This window comes from Flavisolibacter ginsengisoli DSM 18119 (assembly GCF_900129295.1).
GTDB classification, from domain to species: domain Bacteria; phylum Bacteroidota; class Bacteroidia; order Chitinophagales; family Chitinophagaceae; genus Flavisolibacter; species Flavisolibacter ginsengisoli.
Genome location: NZ_FQUU01000003.1, coordinates 1 through 17,511, shown reverse-complemented (window position 1 = coordinate 17,511; position 17,511 = coordinate 1). Strand labels below are relative to the sequence as shown.

Below are 17,511 nucleotides of genomic sequence, written 5' to 3'. Positions count from 1 at the left end.
GCTTTCAATTGCAGTATGGATAAACATTTACGACAACTGGTATTCATGGCAGCCATTGTGGCCATGAGCACTATTGCACGTTCCCAGGCCCTCGATTCTACCCTCGCCCATTACAACCGTAACTATCAACCTGAAAAGGTATGGCTGCACTACGATAAGGACGTCTACCAGGCAGGGGAAACTATTTGGTTTAAAGCGTACCTGATGGATGGCCTGTTTCCTGCCCAGCAAACCAAGACAATCTATATTGATTGGGTAGGCGATAATGGAGAAGTGCTTGCACATACGGTTAGCCCTGTAGTGGAAGGTACGTCTAATGGCCAGCTGGATATTCCCGATAACTATACCGGGAACTTTATTCATGTAAAAAGCTATACAAAGTGGATGTTGAACTTTGATAGTTCATTTATTTATAGCAAGGATATAAGAATATTAAACAAAAACATCTCAGCAAAAACTAATTCAACTGCCAGCATAACTACAGTGGATTTCTTTCCCGAGGGAGGAGATGCCATTGCAGGTATATCTAACAGGGTGGCCTTTAAAGCTGCTGACCAATATGGATTACCTGTCAATATACGTGGCGCTATAGAAGATAACAAAGGAACATTAATTGATTCTTTCCGCACAAAGCATGATGGCATGGGCAGCTTTATATTCACCCCCATTGCAGGCACAATATATCTGGCAAAATGGAAAGATGGGAAAGGTATATCACACACCTCTGAATTGCCTCCTGTTAAAACATCTGGCGCATCACTGCAGGTTGTCATTTCTGAGAAAAAACGTATTGTGACTATTCAAAGTAATGCAGTTGAGGATAAATTTAAAATGCTTCATCTAGTTGGCACTATGAACGGTGGCATTGCATTTAAGTCTGAAGTAAACCTGGTTGCCACAAAAATTTCAAGAAAGGTTATTCCAACAGAAAACCTACCATCCGGTATTCTTACCATCACAGTTTTTGATGCTGACTGGAACGCCATTGCAGAACGCATCACTTTTATTGATAATGGAGATTATAGTTTTGCTACCAGCCTGGAAGTAGTTCACTGGGGTTTGAATAAGAGAGCGCAAAATGATATCCGGTTAAATGTTCCCGCAGGTTTACAGGGAGCCAATCTTTCAGTGTCTATTACTGATGCAGGCATTGAAGCAGATAGTTCATCAAGCATTATCACTCACTTCCTGCTTACGGGTGACCTTAAAGGTTATGTGCATAACCCTTCTTATTACTTTTCCTCAAAGGCAGATTCAGTTTTAAACAATCTTGACCTGGTAATGCTGACACATGGATGGAGAAGATTTAAATGGGAGGATATCACTAAAGGCAAACTTCCTGAGATACAGCAACCACGTGATACCTCTTACCTTTCGCTTTCCGGAAAGGTGTATGGTGTTACTAAAAGCCAGTTAAGTGGTAAAGAAAGCATTTTCCTTTTCCTGACTCAAAAGGATTCAGCTACTCAAACTGTTTTAACACCCATTAACCGTGATGGCAGTTTTAAAGAACCGGATTTTATTTTCTTTGATACGCTAAAGGTCTATTACCAGTTAAAATCAAAATTATTCAGCAGTGCTGAAGCCAAGTTCATGACCGACAGGTTATCAACTCCCAATTACCTTAGTGCCAGCAAAAACTTTATAAAATTCAAACCCACCAACGATACTTCAGGTTTTTACAGGCATACACTGCTTGCAGCAGAATTAGTACGTCTTCAAAGAATGCAGAAAGGGAAATTGATGGAGAATATTACTGTAACGGCGAAATCAAAGCCTTTGTTAAAGCAAATGGATGAAAAATATACAAAAGGTTTGTTCAGTGGTGGAGATGGTTACCAGTTTGACCTTGCCAACGATCCAATGGCCTTAGGCCAAATGAATGTATTCAATTACCTCCAGGGAAAGGTGGCAGGCCTGCAGATCAATTCTACCGGAAGTACACCCACTTTATCCTGGCGGGGTGGATCACCTCAATTATTTCTTGATGAAATGCCAATAGATGCAGAATTCCTGAATACCATTCCTGTTTCAGATATTGCTTTTGTAAAAGTTTTCCGTCCTCCTTTCATGGGCGGTTTCAATGGAAGCGGAGGAGCTATAGCAGTTTATACACGTAAAGGAGATGATACAAGGTCAAAGCCTGGTGGCCTGAACACCAATACAATTATTGGTTACACACCCATCAGGGAATTTTATTCACCAAATTATTCAAGGTTTGACAAGAGAAATGAACAACCAGATGTAAGAACCACTCTTTACTGGAACCCTTTAGTCCTTGTAAGGCCTAATAATACATCAGTACAATTGCAGTTTTACAATAATGATGTATCAAAGGCCTTTAGAGTGGTTATTGAAGGAATTTCTAAAGAAGGATTGGTTACGCATCATGAAGAGGTTATAGAATAGGATCTATTAAAATGATCAATCAACGATTTTCCAAAACCGGGTCAACGTTGATTATATGGACTTCGCCGATAAGTTAATGCTTTGAGGTTAACAACCCATTATCTTCGATATATCCTTTTGAAAAAGCCCGTTTTTAAGTCTACCATCTGAAAGAAAAGCCGTCACCATCCTCATTTACCGAAAGATCTTGTCGCAAGAGCAACCAAAATTTCCTGATCAGCGAGTCCCACCAGGCTCGCTTTTTTAATAAAAAAAGGGTTGCCACCGCAACCCCTTATTATTTTTAGATCCCCGGGTAATTAACTGCCCCGCTGAGATCCCCCTGTCATACCTTTTTTGACAAAGCCACCACCTGCACTTTTAGAGCTTTTGTTAGTGATGAACTTTGATCCCTGTGCTGCATGTTTTGGTGCTGCAGATCCTTTTTTATCGCCCTTTTTGCCTTTAGGTGTAAGTAATCCCATAGTGTATTGTTTTAACCAAATTTACTACTTTATAAGAATAGACCTCTCTTAAGGTATTTCCCGTTCCCTTCTTACACGCTAAAAAATAAGTGCAATCCTAAAAAGGATTGCACTTATACAATATTTAGATGTTTATATACCATCGCCAACGCTGCCTCTTCTGCCAGCAATTAAGCTCAATACAAAAAGGATCAGGAAGATAAAGAATAAAATCTTAGCAATACCGGCAGCACCAGCTGCAATTCCACCAAAGCCAAAGATGGCCGCTATAATAGCTACTACTAAAAAAATGATTGTCCAGCGTAACATAACTTTAAGTTTTAAGTGAATTAATACTGATATTATTTCATAAAGCATGCCAGTAGACTGAGCCTTCCCCATTATGTGGAAGCTATAATAACCTTATCTGTTTAAGCTTCATCCTGGTAGTATATCTTGTAGAACTTTCGACCATCCATATCTACACCTTTTTCAATGAGGTCCGTACGCCCATGTATGTAGATGTGGAAGTTCTTATCCAGCTTAACAACACTTTTAAATATCCTTGCTTGTTTTTTTACAGCTTCAGGTGAAATTTCAAAGGAAGAAGCAATATCAAAGTCAGAAGATTCAATATACCTTGATCCAAAACTCCGGAAAGAACCTATAAGCTCATCATTGGTGAAAACTTCATTCTGAAATTCTTCAATATCGAAAGACTCTTTGCTTTTAAAATAATCAATGGACTTGTTCAGCAATTCTACCTGGTCGGTTTTAGGAAGTTTTAGTTCTGTTTCAAGCTGTTCAGTAATAAATTGTTTTGTTAGACTTAAAAAATGAGAGGTGTGATGAAATTCGTTTTGCTGGGCAGTAAGTCCAAGGAAAGTTTCTTTCCAGTATTGTGCTTCTTCTCCCCTGTTCTGGTTATCAAATATCATTACATCATACCCTTGTTCTTCTTTTGTATTTATGACCAGGCATCCTTTATCAATTTTAGAAAGCTCCACTCCTTCCTTCATATCCAGCTGAAAACTTCCGTGCTGCCTGCTGGCATCCAGGAAAATTGATTTGTTTTCTGTCTTAAATAATCCAATGGCCTTGTACATCCTGCTTTGCATAGGCAACCCATCAAAATAAGCAATATAGAATTCACCACCTTTTACCTTAGGGTGTGTGGAAGATTCATATAAATGCCTGGCTATGGCACCTGATACCTGTGATAAGCTGGAAGGATCTTCAAACAATTGCCTGCAGTAGGTGTATACTTCATTGAATTTGAGTGAATCAGTATGGTGAAATGCGTATTGCTCCGGAATAGTTTTGAATTTGTTCAGAAATCCATCTTGTAATAATTTGATACTATCACCGTCAAGCTCTAAAGATTCATGAGAAATATGTAAGGCATCTATGTTATTCTTACTCCCCACATAATGCATACAAACAGCTTTCAGGCAGGGTGTATCTATTGTCATTGCTATCATAGGTCAATATAAAGGGCGGCAAGATATCATTTCTACCCTTTCTGAAAGCATCTTATTGACTGGAAACATATTTAAGCCCTATTATAGATCCTATCAAGGTGGCTATAAAAAAAATTCTCCATAACCCTGCGGGCTCCTTAAATAAAAAGATCCCGATAATGGCAGTTCCCGCAGCTCCTATGCCTGTCCAAACTGCATACGCGGTACCCATAGGTAGGGTTTGAGTGGCTTTGTATAGAAAATACATGCTGAATACTACTGAAATAAAAAAACCAATAAGCCATAGCCAAAATGCTGTTCCACTGGTTTCTTTTGCTTTGGACAAACAGGTGGTAAACCCTACCTCTAATAATCCTGCTAAAATCAATAAGATCCAGGCCATTGAATTTTTTTAGTGGCGAATGTACCGCTACTGTAAATTTTAAATAAAGAAATTAAATTGAAATATTGGCAGTTATGTCAATGGAGCAATCCGGCAATGGATTTTTTGACAGAGCAGTATACTCCAGATATTGTAGACTCGCAAACTTCAGGAGGTATTCCAGATAACATCATAGAAGCAGCATAGGCCAGAACTGTATTCATGCCTTTTACCTTGAAACGATGTAACCTGAATTTATAATGCTTTTTCATACCTCTTTTACCTTGGTTAGGTTATGAAAAAAAGATGCCAAATTCCATTACGGGTTGAAAAAAATACATAGTAGTAAAGAAATATAGCAGATCAGCTTGTTGTTTTGTCTTCGCCCGCAGATTGCTCTGCAGCTGCAAGGTTTTCCTCGATCTCCTTTTTCTTTTGCATACGACGGAAAATGCGGTCCCATCGCTTTTGCCATACCAACCCTGTATGTTCTGTTGGAATCTCATCGCCCAACAATCTACCCCATGGTTTCATGTCTTCTATCCGGTCAAAAATGATCTTTAATACGCCAATAAAGGGAATAGAGAGGAACATACCTGGTATGCCCCATAATAAACCACCAAGTAAAACAACAATGATGGACATCAGTGCATTGATCTGCACTTTCTTGGAAACGATCCTTGGAACAAGGATATTATTATCTATGAATTGGATGATAGCATAAGCACCTATTACTAATAACTGTTCTGTATATCCTTCACTTGTAATAGTAACCATGAGCACCGGCAGGGCTATCGCCACAACACCGCCTATATAAGGGAGGATATTCAGAATTCCTCCTATCACTCCTATGACTATGGCCGATGGCACTCCAATGATCAACAGGGCAACACTGTTCATTATACAAACAATAGCCGTTTCGATCATTAAGCCCTGCATAAAGCTTTGAACAGCCGATTTTGTTTCACTCAAAATCTCGGCAACCCTCAGCGAATTTTCCTCTTTAAAAACCTGGAATATAAAATCAAGAATAAGAGGTTTGTAATAAAACATCATGAACACATACGTGGGAACCAACACGATCACACCCAGGCTTGCTACCAGGGTTCCTATGGTATTAGTGATCATTTGACCCCCTCCTTCACTGAATCCAGTGGTAATGGAAGAAACCTGCTTGTCGACATTTATGCCCAATTTATGTTTGGACCAGATCTGTAAGTCATGGAGCAGCGCAAATATCTTTTGCTTTAATAAAGGTAGGCTTTGCATGAAACCAGCTATCTGGGTAGACAGAAAATAAAAGAGACCAGCCAGCAATAGAATAGCAATGAGTATTGTGGCAAGGATCGCCAGAACCTTTGGCATGCGCTTTTCAAGCTGTACATACAACCGGTTCAACAAAATAGTGATCAGTACAGCGAAGGCCAGGGGTACAATAACAGGAGATAGTACATATAAAATGAATACAGCTGCTATCAACCCAACAAGTACAATGCTGGCCTTTACATAAAAGGGATACAATTCGAAATCCTGTCTTTGTTCCATCTGGTGGTTTGAATACCAAATGCAAAAGCAGTACCATTTGTTGAGGTTGGTCTATTTTTAAGTAATTGGGCTTAGGAATCACGAATACATTCCAGGCATTTTTACTGTGCTTATTTTTATAATATAAATCCTTGCATGACACAATTGCCCCTGACCGTAAGAAGAGCTATAGAACTAATGGGCCTTTATTTCCTGGGAATGATCATACTGGTAGGTAAGGATATTATTACGCCTATTGTAATGGCTTTCTTCCTGGCAATTATGCTTCTTCCTATTTATCGTTTTTTCAGAAAAAGAAAATTACCTGAATCACTGGCCATATTCTTAGCGGTATTCTCACTCATCATTATTGTGGGTTTACTCGTTTGGTTCTTCTCTTCCCAAATAAGTAATCTTATTTCAGACTTTCCGCAGATCAAAGCTAATGTTCAGCTCCACCTTAATACTTTAAGCAAGTGGATTGATGCAAAAACAAAGTTATCTACTGAAAAACAAGCCCAACTCATCAATGAACAAAATGATAAATTACTCAATTATGCTGCTGGCATTCTCAGTGGTGCTGCCTCTTCAGTAACCGGGATACTTATTTTCCTTGGATTGTTGCCTATTTATATTTTCCTCCTGCTTTATTACAAGGATATACTGATCAGGTTCATCTATTATTGGTTTCCTAAAAACCAACATTCAAAGGTTGGAGAAGTAATCACAGAATCTGAAGCCATCATTAAAAGCTATCTTATCGGGCTATTAATACAGATCTCTTATATAACCATCTTACTTGGCGGCATACTCCTGCTGATAGGTATTAAACATGCCATTCTTATTGGGGCAATTTTTGCCATATTGAACCTGATCCCGTACATAGGCGCTTTATTTGGAAACATCATCGGCGTATTATTAACCATTTCCTCTTCCCAGGAAATATGGCCAATATTTGCAGTTCTGGGAACCATTGCAGTTGTTCAGTTCCTTGATAATAATATTCTTATGCCCCGTATCGTTGGTTCCAAGGTAAAGATCAATGCCCTGATAACGATCATTGGGGTTTTTGTAGCCGGGGCCCTTGCTGGAGTTTCAGGAATGTTTTTGTCTCTACCCGTTATTGCTGTTCTGAAGATCGTTTTTGATCGTACCACGGAATTTAAACAATGGGGGCTTTTATTGGGTGATGAACGTAACCAGGCTAGTTCTATGAAATGGCCTTTGCTAAAAAGAGCTCCAAAAAATGCAAAAACATCCTGATTATAGCGTCTTATACCAGGCATAATTACTATGTAAGCTTAATTATTTATTTATATCATGCTCATATTCATTATAAAACCATTTTAGAAGCCGTTCATTTACCATAGCTTTTACAAACTAAATACTATCTTTACCATGTACTCGAATTAAAGACTTGATAAATTTCTCCCCTATTCCGTAGAAGCTCATCTGGTCCTAATGATGAGAAATAAGCTCAGCTGAGCTTTATTTTTAAATTAAAAGAATCAATTATTTCATGTTATTTGAACAATTAGGTCTAATAGAGCCTATTTTAAAGGCTCTTAAGAAAGAGGGTTATACTACACCTACACCCATACAAGAACAATCCATTCCCGTAGTATTAAAAGGGAAAGATATTTTAGGATTGGCACAAACAGGCACAGGTAAAACTGCAGCTTTTGCCATTCCCATGCTCCAACTACTTCACCAGGAACTACGTAACAGTAAAGGATATAAACATACCCGGGGCCTTATCCTTACTCCTACCAGGGAATTGGCTATCCAGATAAGCGAAAGCTTTGAAGCTTACGGCCGTTACACTGGTATTACCCATGAAGTGATCTATGGAGGTGTTTCACAACATACCCAGACATTAGCATTACGCAATGGAACGGATATACTTATAGCAACCCCGGGAAGGTTGTTAGACCTGATGAACCAGGGATATGTTCACCTTGACCATTTACAGATGTTTGTATTGGACGAAGCTGACCGTATGCTTGACATGGGCTTTATCCATGATGTAAAAAGAGTGATTCGCGAGCTGCCAAAGCAAAAGCAAACACTTTTGTTTTCGGCTACCATGCCCCCTGCTATTGCAGAGCTGGCAGGTTCTTTATTGCAGCAACCAGTTCGTGTTGAAGTTACCCCGGTATCTTCAACTGTTGAGAAGATCGATCAATATGTATATTTTATCGAGAAGAACCAAAAGCTAACACTGCTGGTTCACCTGCTCACGGAGAAAAACATCAAGCGAACACTTGTTTTCACCCGTACCAAACATGGTGCAGACAGAATTGCAAAAGACCTGAAAAAAGCAGGAATTGGAGCAGATGCTATTCATGGTAACAAATCGCAGTCAGCAAGGCAAAATGCATTGACCAATTTTAAAAGAGGTAAGCTGAAAGTACTTGTAGCTACGGATATTGCTGCCCGTGGTATAGATGTAGACGCCCTGGAACACGTCATTAATTTTGATCTGCCAGATGTGCCTGAAACCTATGTACACCGCATTGGCCGTACAGGCCGGGCAGGAGCAGATGGAAGCGCGTTTTCTTTTTGCGATGGCAGGGAAGAAATGAGCAACCTCCGAGGCATCAATAAACTGATTGGGTTAAAGATCCCCGCAGTTGAACATCCTTTTGAATCTAAAGGAAAGGAAGTTGCCACACCCAATACATCCACTTCAGGATTTAAAAGAAGGGCAAGAGCCTGATTTCTATAGTAATGAAAATAAAAAAGCGATAGTGACCCTATCGCTTTTTTTGTTTTAATAAAAGAATTGTTCACTAATGATCTTACCGTTTTTTACACCATACACGGCTATTTCATCCATCTTGGTCCGGCCTGAGCCTTTCATGGTCACATCCATACCCATGGCTACGCTGAAATAATTGCCGCCTACTACTGGTTTACTACAGTAACCGCCATGCATTTCTTCTACCATCTGGTTGAACGATTCACCTTTCTTTTTAATAGCGTCCAATCCTTTTACAGTCTTTAAACCCTGAGAATGTTCGGGTTCTATACTTTCCGCATCTTCAGCAAAAAACTCCTGCTGTATTTCATTCCATTTTCCTTGCTGTGTCATTTCATAAAAACGATCTGCAATTTCCTGGGTTGTCATTGTTGCTTCTTTGGTTGTCATGGTAAAAAAGTTTTGATGAAAAGGACATACAAGGTAGATACAATCTACTACCACACCATACTATTATGATAAATGGAAAAGATATTTTCCAAACTGTTGCTGTCCAAAAACCTGGCTAGTGAAGAAATCTCTAATATGATGTACCAATAAATAGCAGTGGTTGAGGTAAGATTTTTGATTGTGTACAGCAAACTAACAAGAATGAAAAGTAAAGCACACCTGGCTTCTCATCCTCTTCACCCCATTTTAGTATCGTTCCCAATCGCATTCTTCACCGGGGCCTTTGTTTTTGACCTTTTTGGTGTCATTTCTAACAGGCCAGCCCTTTCTTTGGTGGCCTATTACCTTGATATTGCAGGTATTATCGGGGCGCTTGCAGCCGCTGTTCCTGGAGCTATTGATTATTTTATGACCATACCTCCTGAAAGTTCCGCCAAAAAAAGAGGCACGCAGCATGCCATTATCAATCTTGTCAACCTTGGAATATTCACGTATGTGTGGTTCTACCGTAGAGATGCTTCTGCCAATCCATACCTTATTCTTGGCCTGGAAGCTATCGGCGTAATATTGTTATCTATTGCCGGATGGATGGGAGGCACATTGGTTCACCGCAACCAGATAGGTATAGATCACCGCTATGCCAATGCTGCCAAATGGAACCAGGAATATATCAACACTGAAGACAAAAAAATAAAGGTTGCCAGGGTAGGCGAAATAAAGATCAACGCCATGAAGCTCATGCACATTAACGGCAAAAGGATCGTTATTGGTAATACTGAAAAAGGACACGTGGCCTTCAGTGATCATTGTTCCCACAAGGGTGCTTCACTGGCCGATGGATCAATGATCTGTGGCACTGTTCAATGCCCATGGCATGGATCCCAGTTTGACACTAACAGCGGAGAGGTAAAAGCAGGACCGGCAAAAGAAAAAATAGATACTTACACGCTTGAGGAATCAAACGGAAATATCTATCTTCTGTTATAGGATAGTAATACCCTTTTATGGTAAGGTTACTCAGCAGGAGATTCCTTTCCATTTTTGTCAATCAATAACCACTTACCATTCCTTTTAGTTTTGGCATAACCTTCATTAAAAGAAACCGCATAACTATATTTCATGGGTATAACTTCCTTACCATGGGTATCAATAAAACCCCACATCCCGTTTTTACTTACTACAGCAAGGCCTTCGGAAAAGCTTGAAGCATTATCAAATATTAAAGGAATGACAGCTTTACCTGAAGGATCAATAAAACCATATTTATCATTCTTCATAACCAGGCCAAGCCCATTAGTAAAAGTATAGACTTCAGAATATTGTAATGGGATCACCAATTTCCCTGTACTGTCCAGGAAACCCCATTTTCCATCTTTCATCACGGCAGCCATGCCTTCATTAAAATGCATCTCTTCCTGGTAAATAAGAGGAACAACTAAATTGCCTTCCTTATCAACAAAGCCATGTTTTCCATCTTTCTCAACTATGCAAAGACCGCAATACCAGTCATCTACATAATCATATTGTTTAGCCCATTGCTGAGACCAACCTGGAGTACACAGCAGCATAAAGCTTAAAATGCTCAAGTATTTCATAACTGCTATTTTATAATTGAAGAATTTTTTCTACTCAAAAGGTAGAAATGATAATTCCCAATTTGTATGACCTCAGGCACAGAAAAATATGATTCTGGTTGGCAAAACAAAAGTCACGGACTTTAACTATTGCAGGGTTTTAACTGGCATCTTTTTAGTTACTTGTCATTCCGGAGTATAAACTGAAAAAACATAACACTATGAAAAAAATCCTGGCAATTATTGCCGTATTCGCTTTTATTGGTTTCACTACACCTGCCTACTCGCAAAGCACGGCAAGCAAAGTAGGTCACAGCATTAAGAAAGGTGCTAAAAAAGCTGGTCATGGTATTAAAAAAGGCGCAAAAGCTGTCGGTAATGAAACTGCCGAACTTGCTACAAAAGGAAAGGCAAAGCTTACTGACAAGGAATCAGCAGAATGGGTTGGTCCTGAAGGCCAAAAGATCTATGTAGATGATGGAACAAAATATTACTGGATCAATGAAAAGGGCGGAAGGGTATTTGTAACCAAAGATCAATTAAAACCTAAAGTGAAAGAAGAGTAATCTCACAAAGCAGCAGGTAAAAGGTAAATCATGAGTAATGATTTACCTTTTTTATTGCCGGTTCCTAAACAAGTTGTTTTTGTTGTAACCATAAAATAAGGATGACAGTTTTTGCATCTCTTATTTGTCCACTGCTGGCTTTTTCAATCACTTCGGCCAGCGGCATTTCTACCACTTCAATATCTTCACCTTCATCTTTTAATCCACCACCATCTGCCACCTTTTGCTGTTGATCATACTCACCAACAAACAGGAACAATAATTCTTTTAAAGACCCTGGCGAAGAATACACTTCAAATATCTTTTGAAGCTGTTCAATTTCATATCCCATTTCTTCCTTGATCTCCCGCTTCATGGTTGCTTCAGGTTCCTCACCATTTTCTACCAAACCAGCACAGGCCTCCAATAACATACCTTCCCCATCATTTAAATATGCCGGTAAGCGAAATTGGCGGGTCAGCAATACAGTGCCCTTTTGCTTATTGTATAGCAAGGCCGCAACAGCATTACCATGATCATATACCTCCCGTTCCTGGCTTTGAGTACTACCTGATTTACTGGTCCGCTCAAATTGTATCTTCTTTAATTCGTGTTTCCATTTAGATAAGGTCTCAGAATTTTTTATTGTAACATCTCCCATAACTGCACTTTCAATACGCTATACAATTTTTATGCACTTATAATAAGCGCCCAAGGCATTACTTTTTTGCCCGCTGGTATTGCTCAGGCCATGGTACATCTACCCCAAGCTCTTTTGCTGCATGGAGGGGGAAATAAGGATCTCTTAGTAATTGTCTTGCCAGGAACACCACATCCGCCTTTCCTTGTGCAATGATTTGTTCACATTCAGCAGCAGTGGTGATCAGGCCTACCGCACCTGAAAGCAAGGAAGTTTCTTTCTTTATTCTTTCTGCAAAGGGAACCTGGTACATAGGTTTTAATTCAATGCGCACGCCACTGATATTACCGCCTGTAGAACAATCTAACAGGTCAACTCCCTTAGTTTCCAGTAGTTTCCCCAACATCACAGAATCATCTCCATTCCAACCATCGCTTGTCCAGTCTGTTGCTGAAATGCGAACAATCAAGGGATACTCCTGCGGCCATACCTGTCGGATAGATTCAACAATATCTACAAGGAACCTGCTTCGGTTCTCAAAGGATCCACCATAAGTATCCTTTCGTTTATTACTGGCAGGGGAGAGGAATTCATTAATTAAATATCCATGAGCTCCATGTATCTCAATGATCTTAAAACCGGCCCTTAATGCTCTTTCTGCCGCAGTTCTAAACTGCACCACACAGTCCCTGATCTCCTCAATGGACATTTCCCCCGGAGCAGGTTCGCCTTCTTTAAAAGCTATGGCACTGGGTGCTATGGTTGGCCAGGCGCCTTCTTCCTTTGTTAATGCTTCACCACCCTTCCATGGTACCTGGTGACTTGCCTTACGCCCGGCATGCGCCAATTGTATGCCCGGTATAGCATCGTGGGCTGCAATAAAATCGGTGACTCTTTTCAATCCTTCAATATGTTCATCTTTCCAGATGCCAAGGTCTCCTGGAGAGATCCTGCCACCGGGTGATACAGCTGTTGCTTCAGTCATCACTGCTGCAGCACCGCCTACCGCCCTGGAACCCAAATGAACCAGGTGCCAATCGTTGATAAAACCATCTGTAGAGGAATATTGACACATCGGCGAAACAATGATCCTGTTTTTTAACCTGACAGAACGAATAGTTAATGATTCAAACAATGAAGCCATAAAAACAATTTAGTGAAACCCTGCAAACTTCCAACCATACCACAGGCAAAAGGTTTTTTTAACCAATTTCAATTGCTTTATAAAATGAGAAGCTGTCCTGATCTAAATTTTTACTATGAAGTACCAGGTGCATATGAAATGAACAAATGCTATAATCTATTCCTGCTGTAGTAATTTTATTATATGAAAAAACTACTAACTGTCCTAATCCTGTTAGCTGCATTTTCAGCAAAAGCACAGGATCAAACGATTAAAGATCTAAGCAAGGATACAAAAGTTACCATCAAAAAACCTGAGGATACTATTCAAAAAGAATGGAGAAAAGGTGGCCTTTACAGTTTTAATCTATCCCAGGGGTCCCTTACCAACTGGGCTGCAGGAGGTGACAAGTTCTCTTTGGCTGTAAGCTCCATATTAAATCTTTATTCCTTTTATAAAAAAGACAAGCATAGCTGGGACAATACACTTGACTTCAACCTTGGTTATGTAAATACCACGAGCCTGGGTAGCCGTAAAAATGATGACAGGATCGACCTGCTATCTATCTATGGAAGGTCTGTGGCACCAAAGTGGAATGTGTCAGGGTTGTTGAACTTCAGGTCACAGCTTTTCAAGGGATACACCTATGCCAATGATATAAAGTCCCTTGCCTCTGACTTCTTATCCCCTGGCTATTTACTCGCCAGTATTGGTATGGATTATAAGCCCGGTGAACATTTTTCTCTTTTCATGTCTCCGGCTGCTGCCAGGTGGGTCTTTGTAAAGAATGATTCGCTTTCAGCAAAGGGTCTGTATGGCGTTGAGCCCGGCAAACATTCCAGGTCTGAATTCGGTGCCTTTGTTTCTGCCAATTACTTTAATGAATTCAACAAAACAGTTAGCTATAAAGCACGCCTGGATCTTTTTTCCAACTATAAGCACAATCCTGAAAAGATAGATGTATTCATGACGAATGTGTTGTTATTGAAGTTATCAAAGCTGCTTTCAGCAAGCTGGAATGTTGACCTTATCTATGATGATGATGTTCGCTTATTTGGAAATGATGGCAAATCCCCTGCAGTGCAGTTAAAATCATTGGTAGGCATTGGACTCCAGGCTAAATTTTAATACCGCTTCCCTATAAGCGTTGTATTAAGTAAAGATTTTATTGAAGCTCTTCCAGCTGCCTGATGTAATCATATTGCAGATCCTCGTGCATGGAATTGATAGCAGCTTTTATTTTTTTCACCTGGGCATCAAATAATTTGTCCAGCACATTGCTTTTACGGAAAGGAATCTTTAACGCTTTAAGTTTTTTGCAGTAATAGATCAGTAATTCTGCTTCAGCCTGTTTGCTCCCTGTATAACGGATATGCTTATTGACTATACGCAATATTTTTCTTAGCGTTTTTTTGGCGAAATACATACTTGTAGTATTCACTTCCAGGAACTGCTCGTCAACTTCGTCCTTTACATTCTTAAGGTAAGTTTCCAGGTCATCGGCTTCAAACAGAAGATAGGTCAGTAATTCTTTGTTTTCCTTTTTAAAGCGCGCCAACCGCAGGCAAAGTTCAAGCAGCTTTGCATTTGACAATCCCTTTAATTCCTGTTTGATCTCATTACTCGAAGCAGCTTTCATATTTGTAATATCTACCCCGCGAAACTAAAGCATCAAATGTTCAATACAACAAACTACATGGCAGCCTCAGCCATCTATTGAATGTACCAAGCCTTACTTTTGCCTTTCAAAATCAATAAACAATAGCCATATGACAGCAACGAAAGGATATGCAGCACAGGATAATACCGCCCCATTGGGGCCATTTGAATTCCAGCGGCGCGAACCGGGACTACATGATGTACAAATTGAAATATTATATTGCGGCGTGTGTCACTCCGATATACACCAGGTGAGAAATGAATGGGGAGGCTCTGTTTATCCTATTGTTCCGGGCCATGAGATCGTGGGCAGGGTGACTAAGGTGGGCGCGCATGTAACGAAATTTAAAGAGGGTGACCTGGCTGGTGTTGGTTGCCTGGTTGACTCCTGCAGGGAATGTTCCAACTGTGAAAAAGGACTGGAACAATATTGTGTAAATGGTTCTGTAGCCACTTACAACAGCTATGAAAAAGATGGCAAAACAATTACCTATGGCGGCTACTCCAACCGTATCGTGGTCACTGAAGATTTTGTATTAAAAGTTTCGGATAAATTGAACCTGGAAGCAGTGGCACCCCTACTTTGTGCCGGCATTACCACTTACTCGCCCCTGCGTTACTGGAAAGTGGGCAAGGGTCATAAAGTTGGTATTTTAGGTTTGGGTGGACTGGGACATATGGCCGTGAAGTTTGCCGTTTCCTTCGGCGCTGAGGTGACCATGCTTAGTCACTCTCCTGCTAAAGAAGCTGATGCCAAAAGACTGGGTGCTCACCGTTTTGCTTTAACCAATGACCCCGGGCAACTAAAAGATCTTAAAAATTATTTCGACTTTATCATTGATACGGTTTCAGCTCCGCATGATTATAACATTTACCTCAACATGCTCAATACCAATGGAACTATGATCTGCGTAGGCGCCCCACCGGCTCCGGCGCAGGTACCTGCTTTTAATCTCATTGGCAACAGGCGCAGCATTGGTGGTTCATTGATTGGAGGATTGCCTGAAACCCAGGAAATGCTTGATTATTGTTCTGAGCACAATATTGTTTCAGATGTGGAGGTGATCGATATCGATTATATCAATGAAGCTTACGAACGAATGATGAGAGGCGATGTGCGTTACCGTTTTGTGATTGACATGGCTACACTTAAATAATTAAAATGATCAATAGAAAATTAACTTCCGCTATAGACGTCGCTCCCCTTGCTTTTGGCGGAAATGTTTTTGGCTGGACCATTGACGAAGCAACATCCTTTAAATTACTGGATGCATTTGTAGATGCAGGGTTCAACCTTATAGATACAGCAGATGTATATTCTCACTGGAAGCCAGGAAATAAGGGAGGTGAATCAGAAACCATTATAGGCAAATGGCTAAGGCAAAAGGGCAACAGGGATAAAGTGGTCATTGCCACAAAGGTTGGTGGCGCAGTGGCCGGGGGTAAAAAGTCGCTCACCCGTGAGCACATCCTGGAAGCTGTGGATGCTTCTTTGCAAAGACTGCAGACAGATTACATAGACCTGTATCAAAGCCATTGGGATGACCTCGATACTCCCGTGGCAGAGACCATAGAAACATTTGCTGAACTGGTAAAGGAAGGAAAGGTCAGGGCGATTGGTGCTTCCAACTTAAGCCCTGAAAGATTGAGCGAATCCATTCAATATAATGAAGCGCATAACCTGCCTCGTTATGAGACCCTTCAACCCGAATACAACCTGTATAACCGCCAGAAATTTGAGCAGGAATATGAACCGCTTTGCCTTGAAAAAGGCCTTGGGGTCATTAACTATTATGCGCTCGCCAGTGGTTTTTTATCAGGTAAATACCGTTCAGCAGAAGATGTAGATAAAAGTGCCAGGGGCGGCGCCGTCGTTAAGACTTACCTGAATGACCGGGGATTGCGCATATTGAACGCACTGGATGAAGTGTCAAAAGATTACAATACCACTCCCGCCAGTATCGCCATTGCCTGGCTGATTGCGCGGCCTTCCATTACGGCTCCCATTGCCAGTGCCACCAGCATTGAACAACTGGACGACCTTATAGAAGCCGCTCAATTGCAGCTTGATCAGACATCAATTAATCTATTAAATAAGGCAAGCGATTGGAAAGAAGTTACAATTGGGAAAGAAGGTTAATGAGTTGAATTTGTTGACAATTTGACAAGAAGTTCTGTATCAATACTTACCCTTCCAGCTTTGATAATTCCTCTTATACTCTAATCTGCAGAAATGAAGAGGATTAACTATTGTGTCTCGTTCCAGAAAAAGTTTACAGACAAACTGTCAATTTTATGGAAAGGTTCATTAAAAAACACGGCAAGCGGTGGGTATGGAGTCCAACTTTTAAGATGCATTTAGCAAGGACTGTTCTGGATAAGGGTTTATCTTACCTGGAGGCAGCAGAGCTATTTAATATTAAGCGGGTAAAAACTGTTGGTGAATGGGTTAAGCAGTTTCGTAAGGAACTTGCAGGTTCAAATGCTATCGACATGGTTACTCAGTCCTCCCCAACTGGTGCTGTGGATCTTTCATTATCTGATCACATCACTGAGCTACAAAGGTCATTGGATAACGCTGTTTTAGCCAATACAGCTCTG

General features: G+C 40.4%; 18 protein-coding genes and 1 pseudogene. 9 read left to right on the top strand and 10 right to left on the bottom strand.

Annotation, left to right across the window (positions count from 1 at the left end):
* Positions 1-15: 15 nt before the first annotated feature.
* Entirely contained in the window at positions 16-2,409 is a 2,394-nt protein-coding gene (locus BUA53_RS03985) for a hypothetical protein (RefSeq protein ID WP_072833970.1), read from the top strand.
* 299 nt (positions 2,410-2,708) lie between these two features.
* Here BUA53_RS03985 and BUA53_RS21150 read toward each other — a convergent pair whose 3' ends face one another.
* From BUA53_RS21150 to BUA53_RS03965, 5 genes are all read right to left on the bottom strand, one after another.
* Complete coding sequence (locus tag BUA53_RS21150) at positions 2,709-2,873, bottom strand: hypothetical protein (protein ID WP_175546010.1); 165 nt, start codon at positions 2,871-2,873, stop codon at positions 2,709-2,711.
* 132 nt (positions 2,874-3,005) lie between these two features.
* Entirely contained in the window at positions 3,006-3,182 is a 177-nt protein-coding gene (locus tag BUA53_RS03980; protein ID WP_072834279.1) for a DUF1328 family protein, read from the bottom strand.
* A 101-nt stretch (positions 3,183-3,283) separates the two neighbouring features.
* A complete protein-coding gene (locus tag BUA53_RS03975; protein WP_084079807.1) occupies positions 3,284-4,333 on the bottom strand; it encodes a nucleoid-associated protein in 1,050 nt (349 codons plus the stop codon).
* 52 nt (positions 4,334-4,385) lie between these two features.
* On the bottom strand, positions 4,386-4,715 hold the full coding sequence (locus BUA53_RS03970; protein WP_072833969.1) for a DMT family transporter: 330 nt from the start codon (positions 4,713-4,715) through the stop codon (positions 4,386-4,388).
* Positions 4,716-5,057: 342 nt separating this feature from the next.
* Positions 5,058-6,239 carry an AI-2E family transporter gene (locus tag BUA53_RS03965; protein ID WP_072833968.1) on the bottom strand — a complete coding sequence of 394 codons (1,182 nt, stop codon included), beginning with the start codon at positions 6,237-6,239 and terminating at the stop codon, positions 5,058-5,060.
* Between the two features lie 135 nt (positions 6,240-6,374).
* On the opposite strand from BUA53_RS03965, the gene BUA53_RS03960 reads away from it, so the two are divergent.
* Together BUA53_RS03960 and BUA53_RS03955 are read left to right on the top strand one after the other, a co-directional pair.
* Complete coding sequence (locus tag BUA53_RS03960) at positions 6,375-7,481, top strand: AI-2E family transporter (RefSeq protein WP_072833967.1); 1,107 nt, start codon at positions 6,375-6,377, stop codon at positions 7,479-7,481.
* Between the two features lie 256 nt (positions 7,482-7,737).
* Positions 7,738-8,937 (top strand): DEAD/DEAH box helicase, encoded by a 1,200-nt coding sequence (locus BUA53_RS03955; RefSeq protein ID WP_072833966.1) that lies wholly within the window; start codon positions 7,738-7,740, stop codon positions 8,935-8,937.
* 54 nt (positions 8,938-8,991) lie between these two features.
* Here BUA53_RS03955 and BUA53_RS03950 read toward each other — a convergent pair whose 3' ends face one another.
* A complete protein-coding gene (locus tag BUA53_RS03950) occupies positions 8,992-9,369 on the bottom strand; it encodes a SnoaL-like domain-containing protein (protein WP_245793003.1) in 378 nt (125 codons plus the stop codon).
* 201 nt (positions 9,370-9,570) lie between these two features.
* On the opposite strand from BUA53_RS03950, the gene BUA53_RS03945 reads away from it, so the two are divergent.
* Complete coding sequence (locus BUA53_RS03945; RefSeq protein ID WP_072833965.1) at positions 9,571-10,356, top strand: Rieske (2Fe-2S) protein; 786 nt, start codon at positions 9,571-9,573, stop codon at positions 10,354-10,356.
* A 26-nt stretch (positions 10,357-10,382) separates the two neighbouring features.
* On the opposite strand, the gene BUA53_RS03940 is transcribed toward BUA53_RS03945, so the two are convergent.
* Positions 10,383-10,964 (bottom strand): WG repeat-containing protein, encoded by a 582-nt coding sequence (locus BUA53_RS03940; protein WP_072833964.1) that lies wholly within the window; start codon positions 10,962-10,964, stop codon positions 10,383-10,385.
* A 200-nt stretch (positions 10,965-11,164) separates the two neighbouring features.
* Here BUA53_RS03940 and BUA53_RS03935 point away from each other — a divergent pair, with 200 nt between their 5' ends.
* Positions 11,165-11,509, top strand: coding sequence for a hypothetical protein (locus BUA53_RS03935; RefSeq protein WP_072833963.1), 345 nt, complete (start codon positions 11,165-11,167; stop codon positions 11,507-11,509).
* Between the two features lie 64 nt (positions 11,510-11,573).
* Here BUA53_RS03935 and BUA53_RS03930 read toward each other — a convergent pair whose 3' ends face one another.
* Positions 11,574-12,149, bottom strand: a complete 576-nt coding sequence (locus BUA53_RS03930; protein ID WP_072833962.1) for an NUDIX domain-containing protein — start codon at positions 12,147-12,149, stop codon at positions 11,574-11,576.
* A 58-nt stretch (positions 12,150-12,207) separates the two neighbouring features.
* Positions 12,208-13,272: an NADH:flavin oxidoreductase/NADH oxidase gene (locus tag BUA53_RS03925; protein ID WP_072833961.1), complete on the bottom strand. Its 1,065-nt coding sequence runs from the start codon at positions 13,270-13,272 to the stop codon at positions 12,208-12,210.
* A 183-nt stretch (positions 13,273-13,455) separates the two neighbouring features.
* Between BUA53_RS03925 and BUA53_RS03920 the strand changes: the two genes are divergently transcribed.
* Entirely contained in the window at positions 13,456-14,379 is a 924-nt protein-coding gene (locus tag BUA53_RS03920; RefSeq protein ID WP_072833960.1) for a DUF3078 domain-containing protein, read from the top strand.
* 37 nt (positions 14,380-14,416) lie between these two features.
* Here the strand turns inward: BUA53_RS03920 and BUA53_RS03915 are convergent, their stop codons facing one another.
* A complete protein-coding gene (locus tag BUA53_RS03915; RefSeq protein ID WP_072833959.1) occupies positions 14,417-14,890 on the bottom strand; it encodes a hypothetical protein in 474 nt (157 codons plus the stop codon).
* Between the two features lie 130 nt (positions 14,891-15,020).
* Here BUA53_RS03915 and BUA53_RS03910 point away from each other — a divergent pair, with 130 nt between their 5' ends.
* From BUA53_RS03910 to BUA53_RS03900, 3 genes and pseudogenes are all read left to right on the top strand, one after another.
* Entirely contained in the window at positions 15,021-16,067 is a 1,047-nt protein-coding gene (locus tag BUA53_RS03910) for an NAD(P)-dependent alcohol dehydrogenase (RefSeq protein WP_072833958.1), read from the top strand.
* A 5-nt stretch (positions 16,068-16,072) separates the two neighbouring features.
* Positions 16,073-17,050, top strand: a complete 978-nt coding sequence (locus tag BUA53_RS03905) for an aldo/keto reductase (protein WP_139256337.1) — start codon at positions 16,073-16,075, stop codon at positions 17,048-17,050.
* 155 nt (positions 17,051-17,205) lie between these two features.
* Positions 17,206-17,511: pseudogene (locus BUA53_RS03900) on the top strand (hypothetical protein); the annotation flags it as partial.

Excerpts from the sequence above, each read along its gene's own strand:
- BUA53_RS03940 (WP_072833964.1), bottom strand. The coding sequence starts at position 10,964 with ATGAAATACTTGAGCATTTTAAGCTTTATGCTGCTGTGTACTCCAGGT.
- BUA53_RS03955 (WP_072833966.1), top strand. The coding sequence starts at position 7,738 with ATGTTATTTGAACAATTAGGTCTAATAGAGCCTATTTTAAAGGCTCTT.
- BUA53_RS03925 (WP_072833961.1), bottom strand. The coding sequence starts at position 13,272 with ATGGCTTCATTGTTTGAATCATTAACTATTCGTTCTGTCAGGTTAAAA.
- BUA53_RS03980 (WP_072834279.1), bottom strand. The coding sequence starts at position 3,182 with ATGTTACGCTGGACAATCATTTTTTTAGTAGTAGCTATTATAGCGGCC.
- BUA53_RS03930 (WP_072833962.1), bottom strand. The coding sequence starts at position 12,149 with ATGGGAGATGTTACAATAAAAAATTCTGAGACCTTATCTAAATGGAAA.
- BUA53_RS21150 (WP_175546010.1), bottom strand. The coding sequence starts at position 2,873 with ATGGGATTACTTACACCTAAAGGCAAAAAGGGCGATAAAAAAGGATCT.
- BUA53_RS03905 (WP_139256337.1), top strand. The coding sequence starts at position 16,073 with ATGATCAATAGAAAATTAACTTCCGCTATAGACGTCGCTCCCCTTGCT.
- BUA53_RS03965 (WP_072833968.1), bottom strand. The coding sequence starts at position 6,239 with ATGGAACAAAGACAGGATTTCGAATTGTATCCCTTTTATGTAAAGGCC.
- BUA53_RS03945 (WP_072833965.1), top strand. The coding sequence starts at position 9,571 with ATGAAAAGTAAAGCACACCTGGCTTCTCATCCTCTTCACCCCATTTTA.
- BUA53_RS03910 (WP_072833958.1), top strand. The coding sequence starts at position 15,021 with ATGACAGCAACGAAAGGATATGCAGCACAGGATAATACCGCCCCATTG.
- BUA53_RS03960 (WP_072833967.1), top strand. The coding sequence starts at position 6,375 with ATGACACAATTGCCCCTGACCGTAAGAAGAGCTATAGAACTAATGGGC.
- BUA53_RS03975 (WP_084079807.1), bottom strand. The coding sequence starts at position 4,333 with ATGATAGCAATGACAATAGATACACCCTGCCTGAAAGCTGTTTGTATG.
- BUA53_RS03915 (WP_072833959.1), bottom strand. The coding sequence starts at position 14,890 with ATGAAAGCTGCTTCGAGTAATGAGATCAAACAGGAATTAAAGGGATTG.
- BUA53_RS03970 (WP_072833969.1), bottom strand. The coding sequence starts at position 4,715 with ATGGCCTGGATCTTATTGATTTTAGCAGGATTATTAGAGGTAGGGTTT.
- BUA53_RS03920 (WP_072833960.1), top strand. The coding sequence starts at position 13,456 with ATGAAAAAACTACTAACTGTCCTAATCCTGTTAGCTGCATTTTCAGCA.
- BUA53_RS03935 (WP_072833963.1), top strand. The coding sequence starts at position 11,165 with ATGAAAAAAATCCTGGCAATTATTGCCGTATTCGCTTTTATTGGTTTC.
- BUA53_RS03950 (WP_245793003.1), bottom strand. The coding sequence starts at position 9,369 with ATGACAACCAAAGAAGCAACAATGACAACCCAGGAAATTGCAGATCGT.
- BUA53_RS03985 (WP_072833970.1), top strand. The coding sequence starts at position 16 with ATGGATAAACATTTACGACAACTGGTATTCATGGCAGCCATTGTGGCC.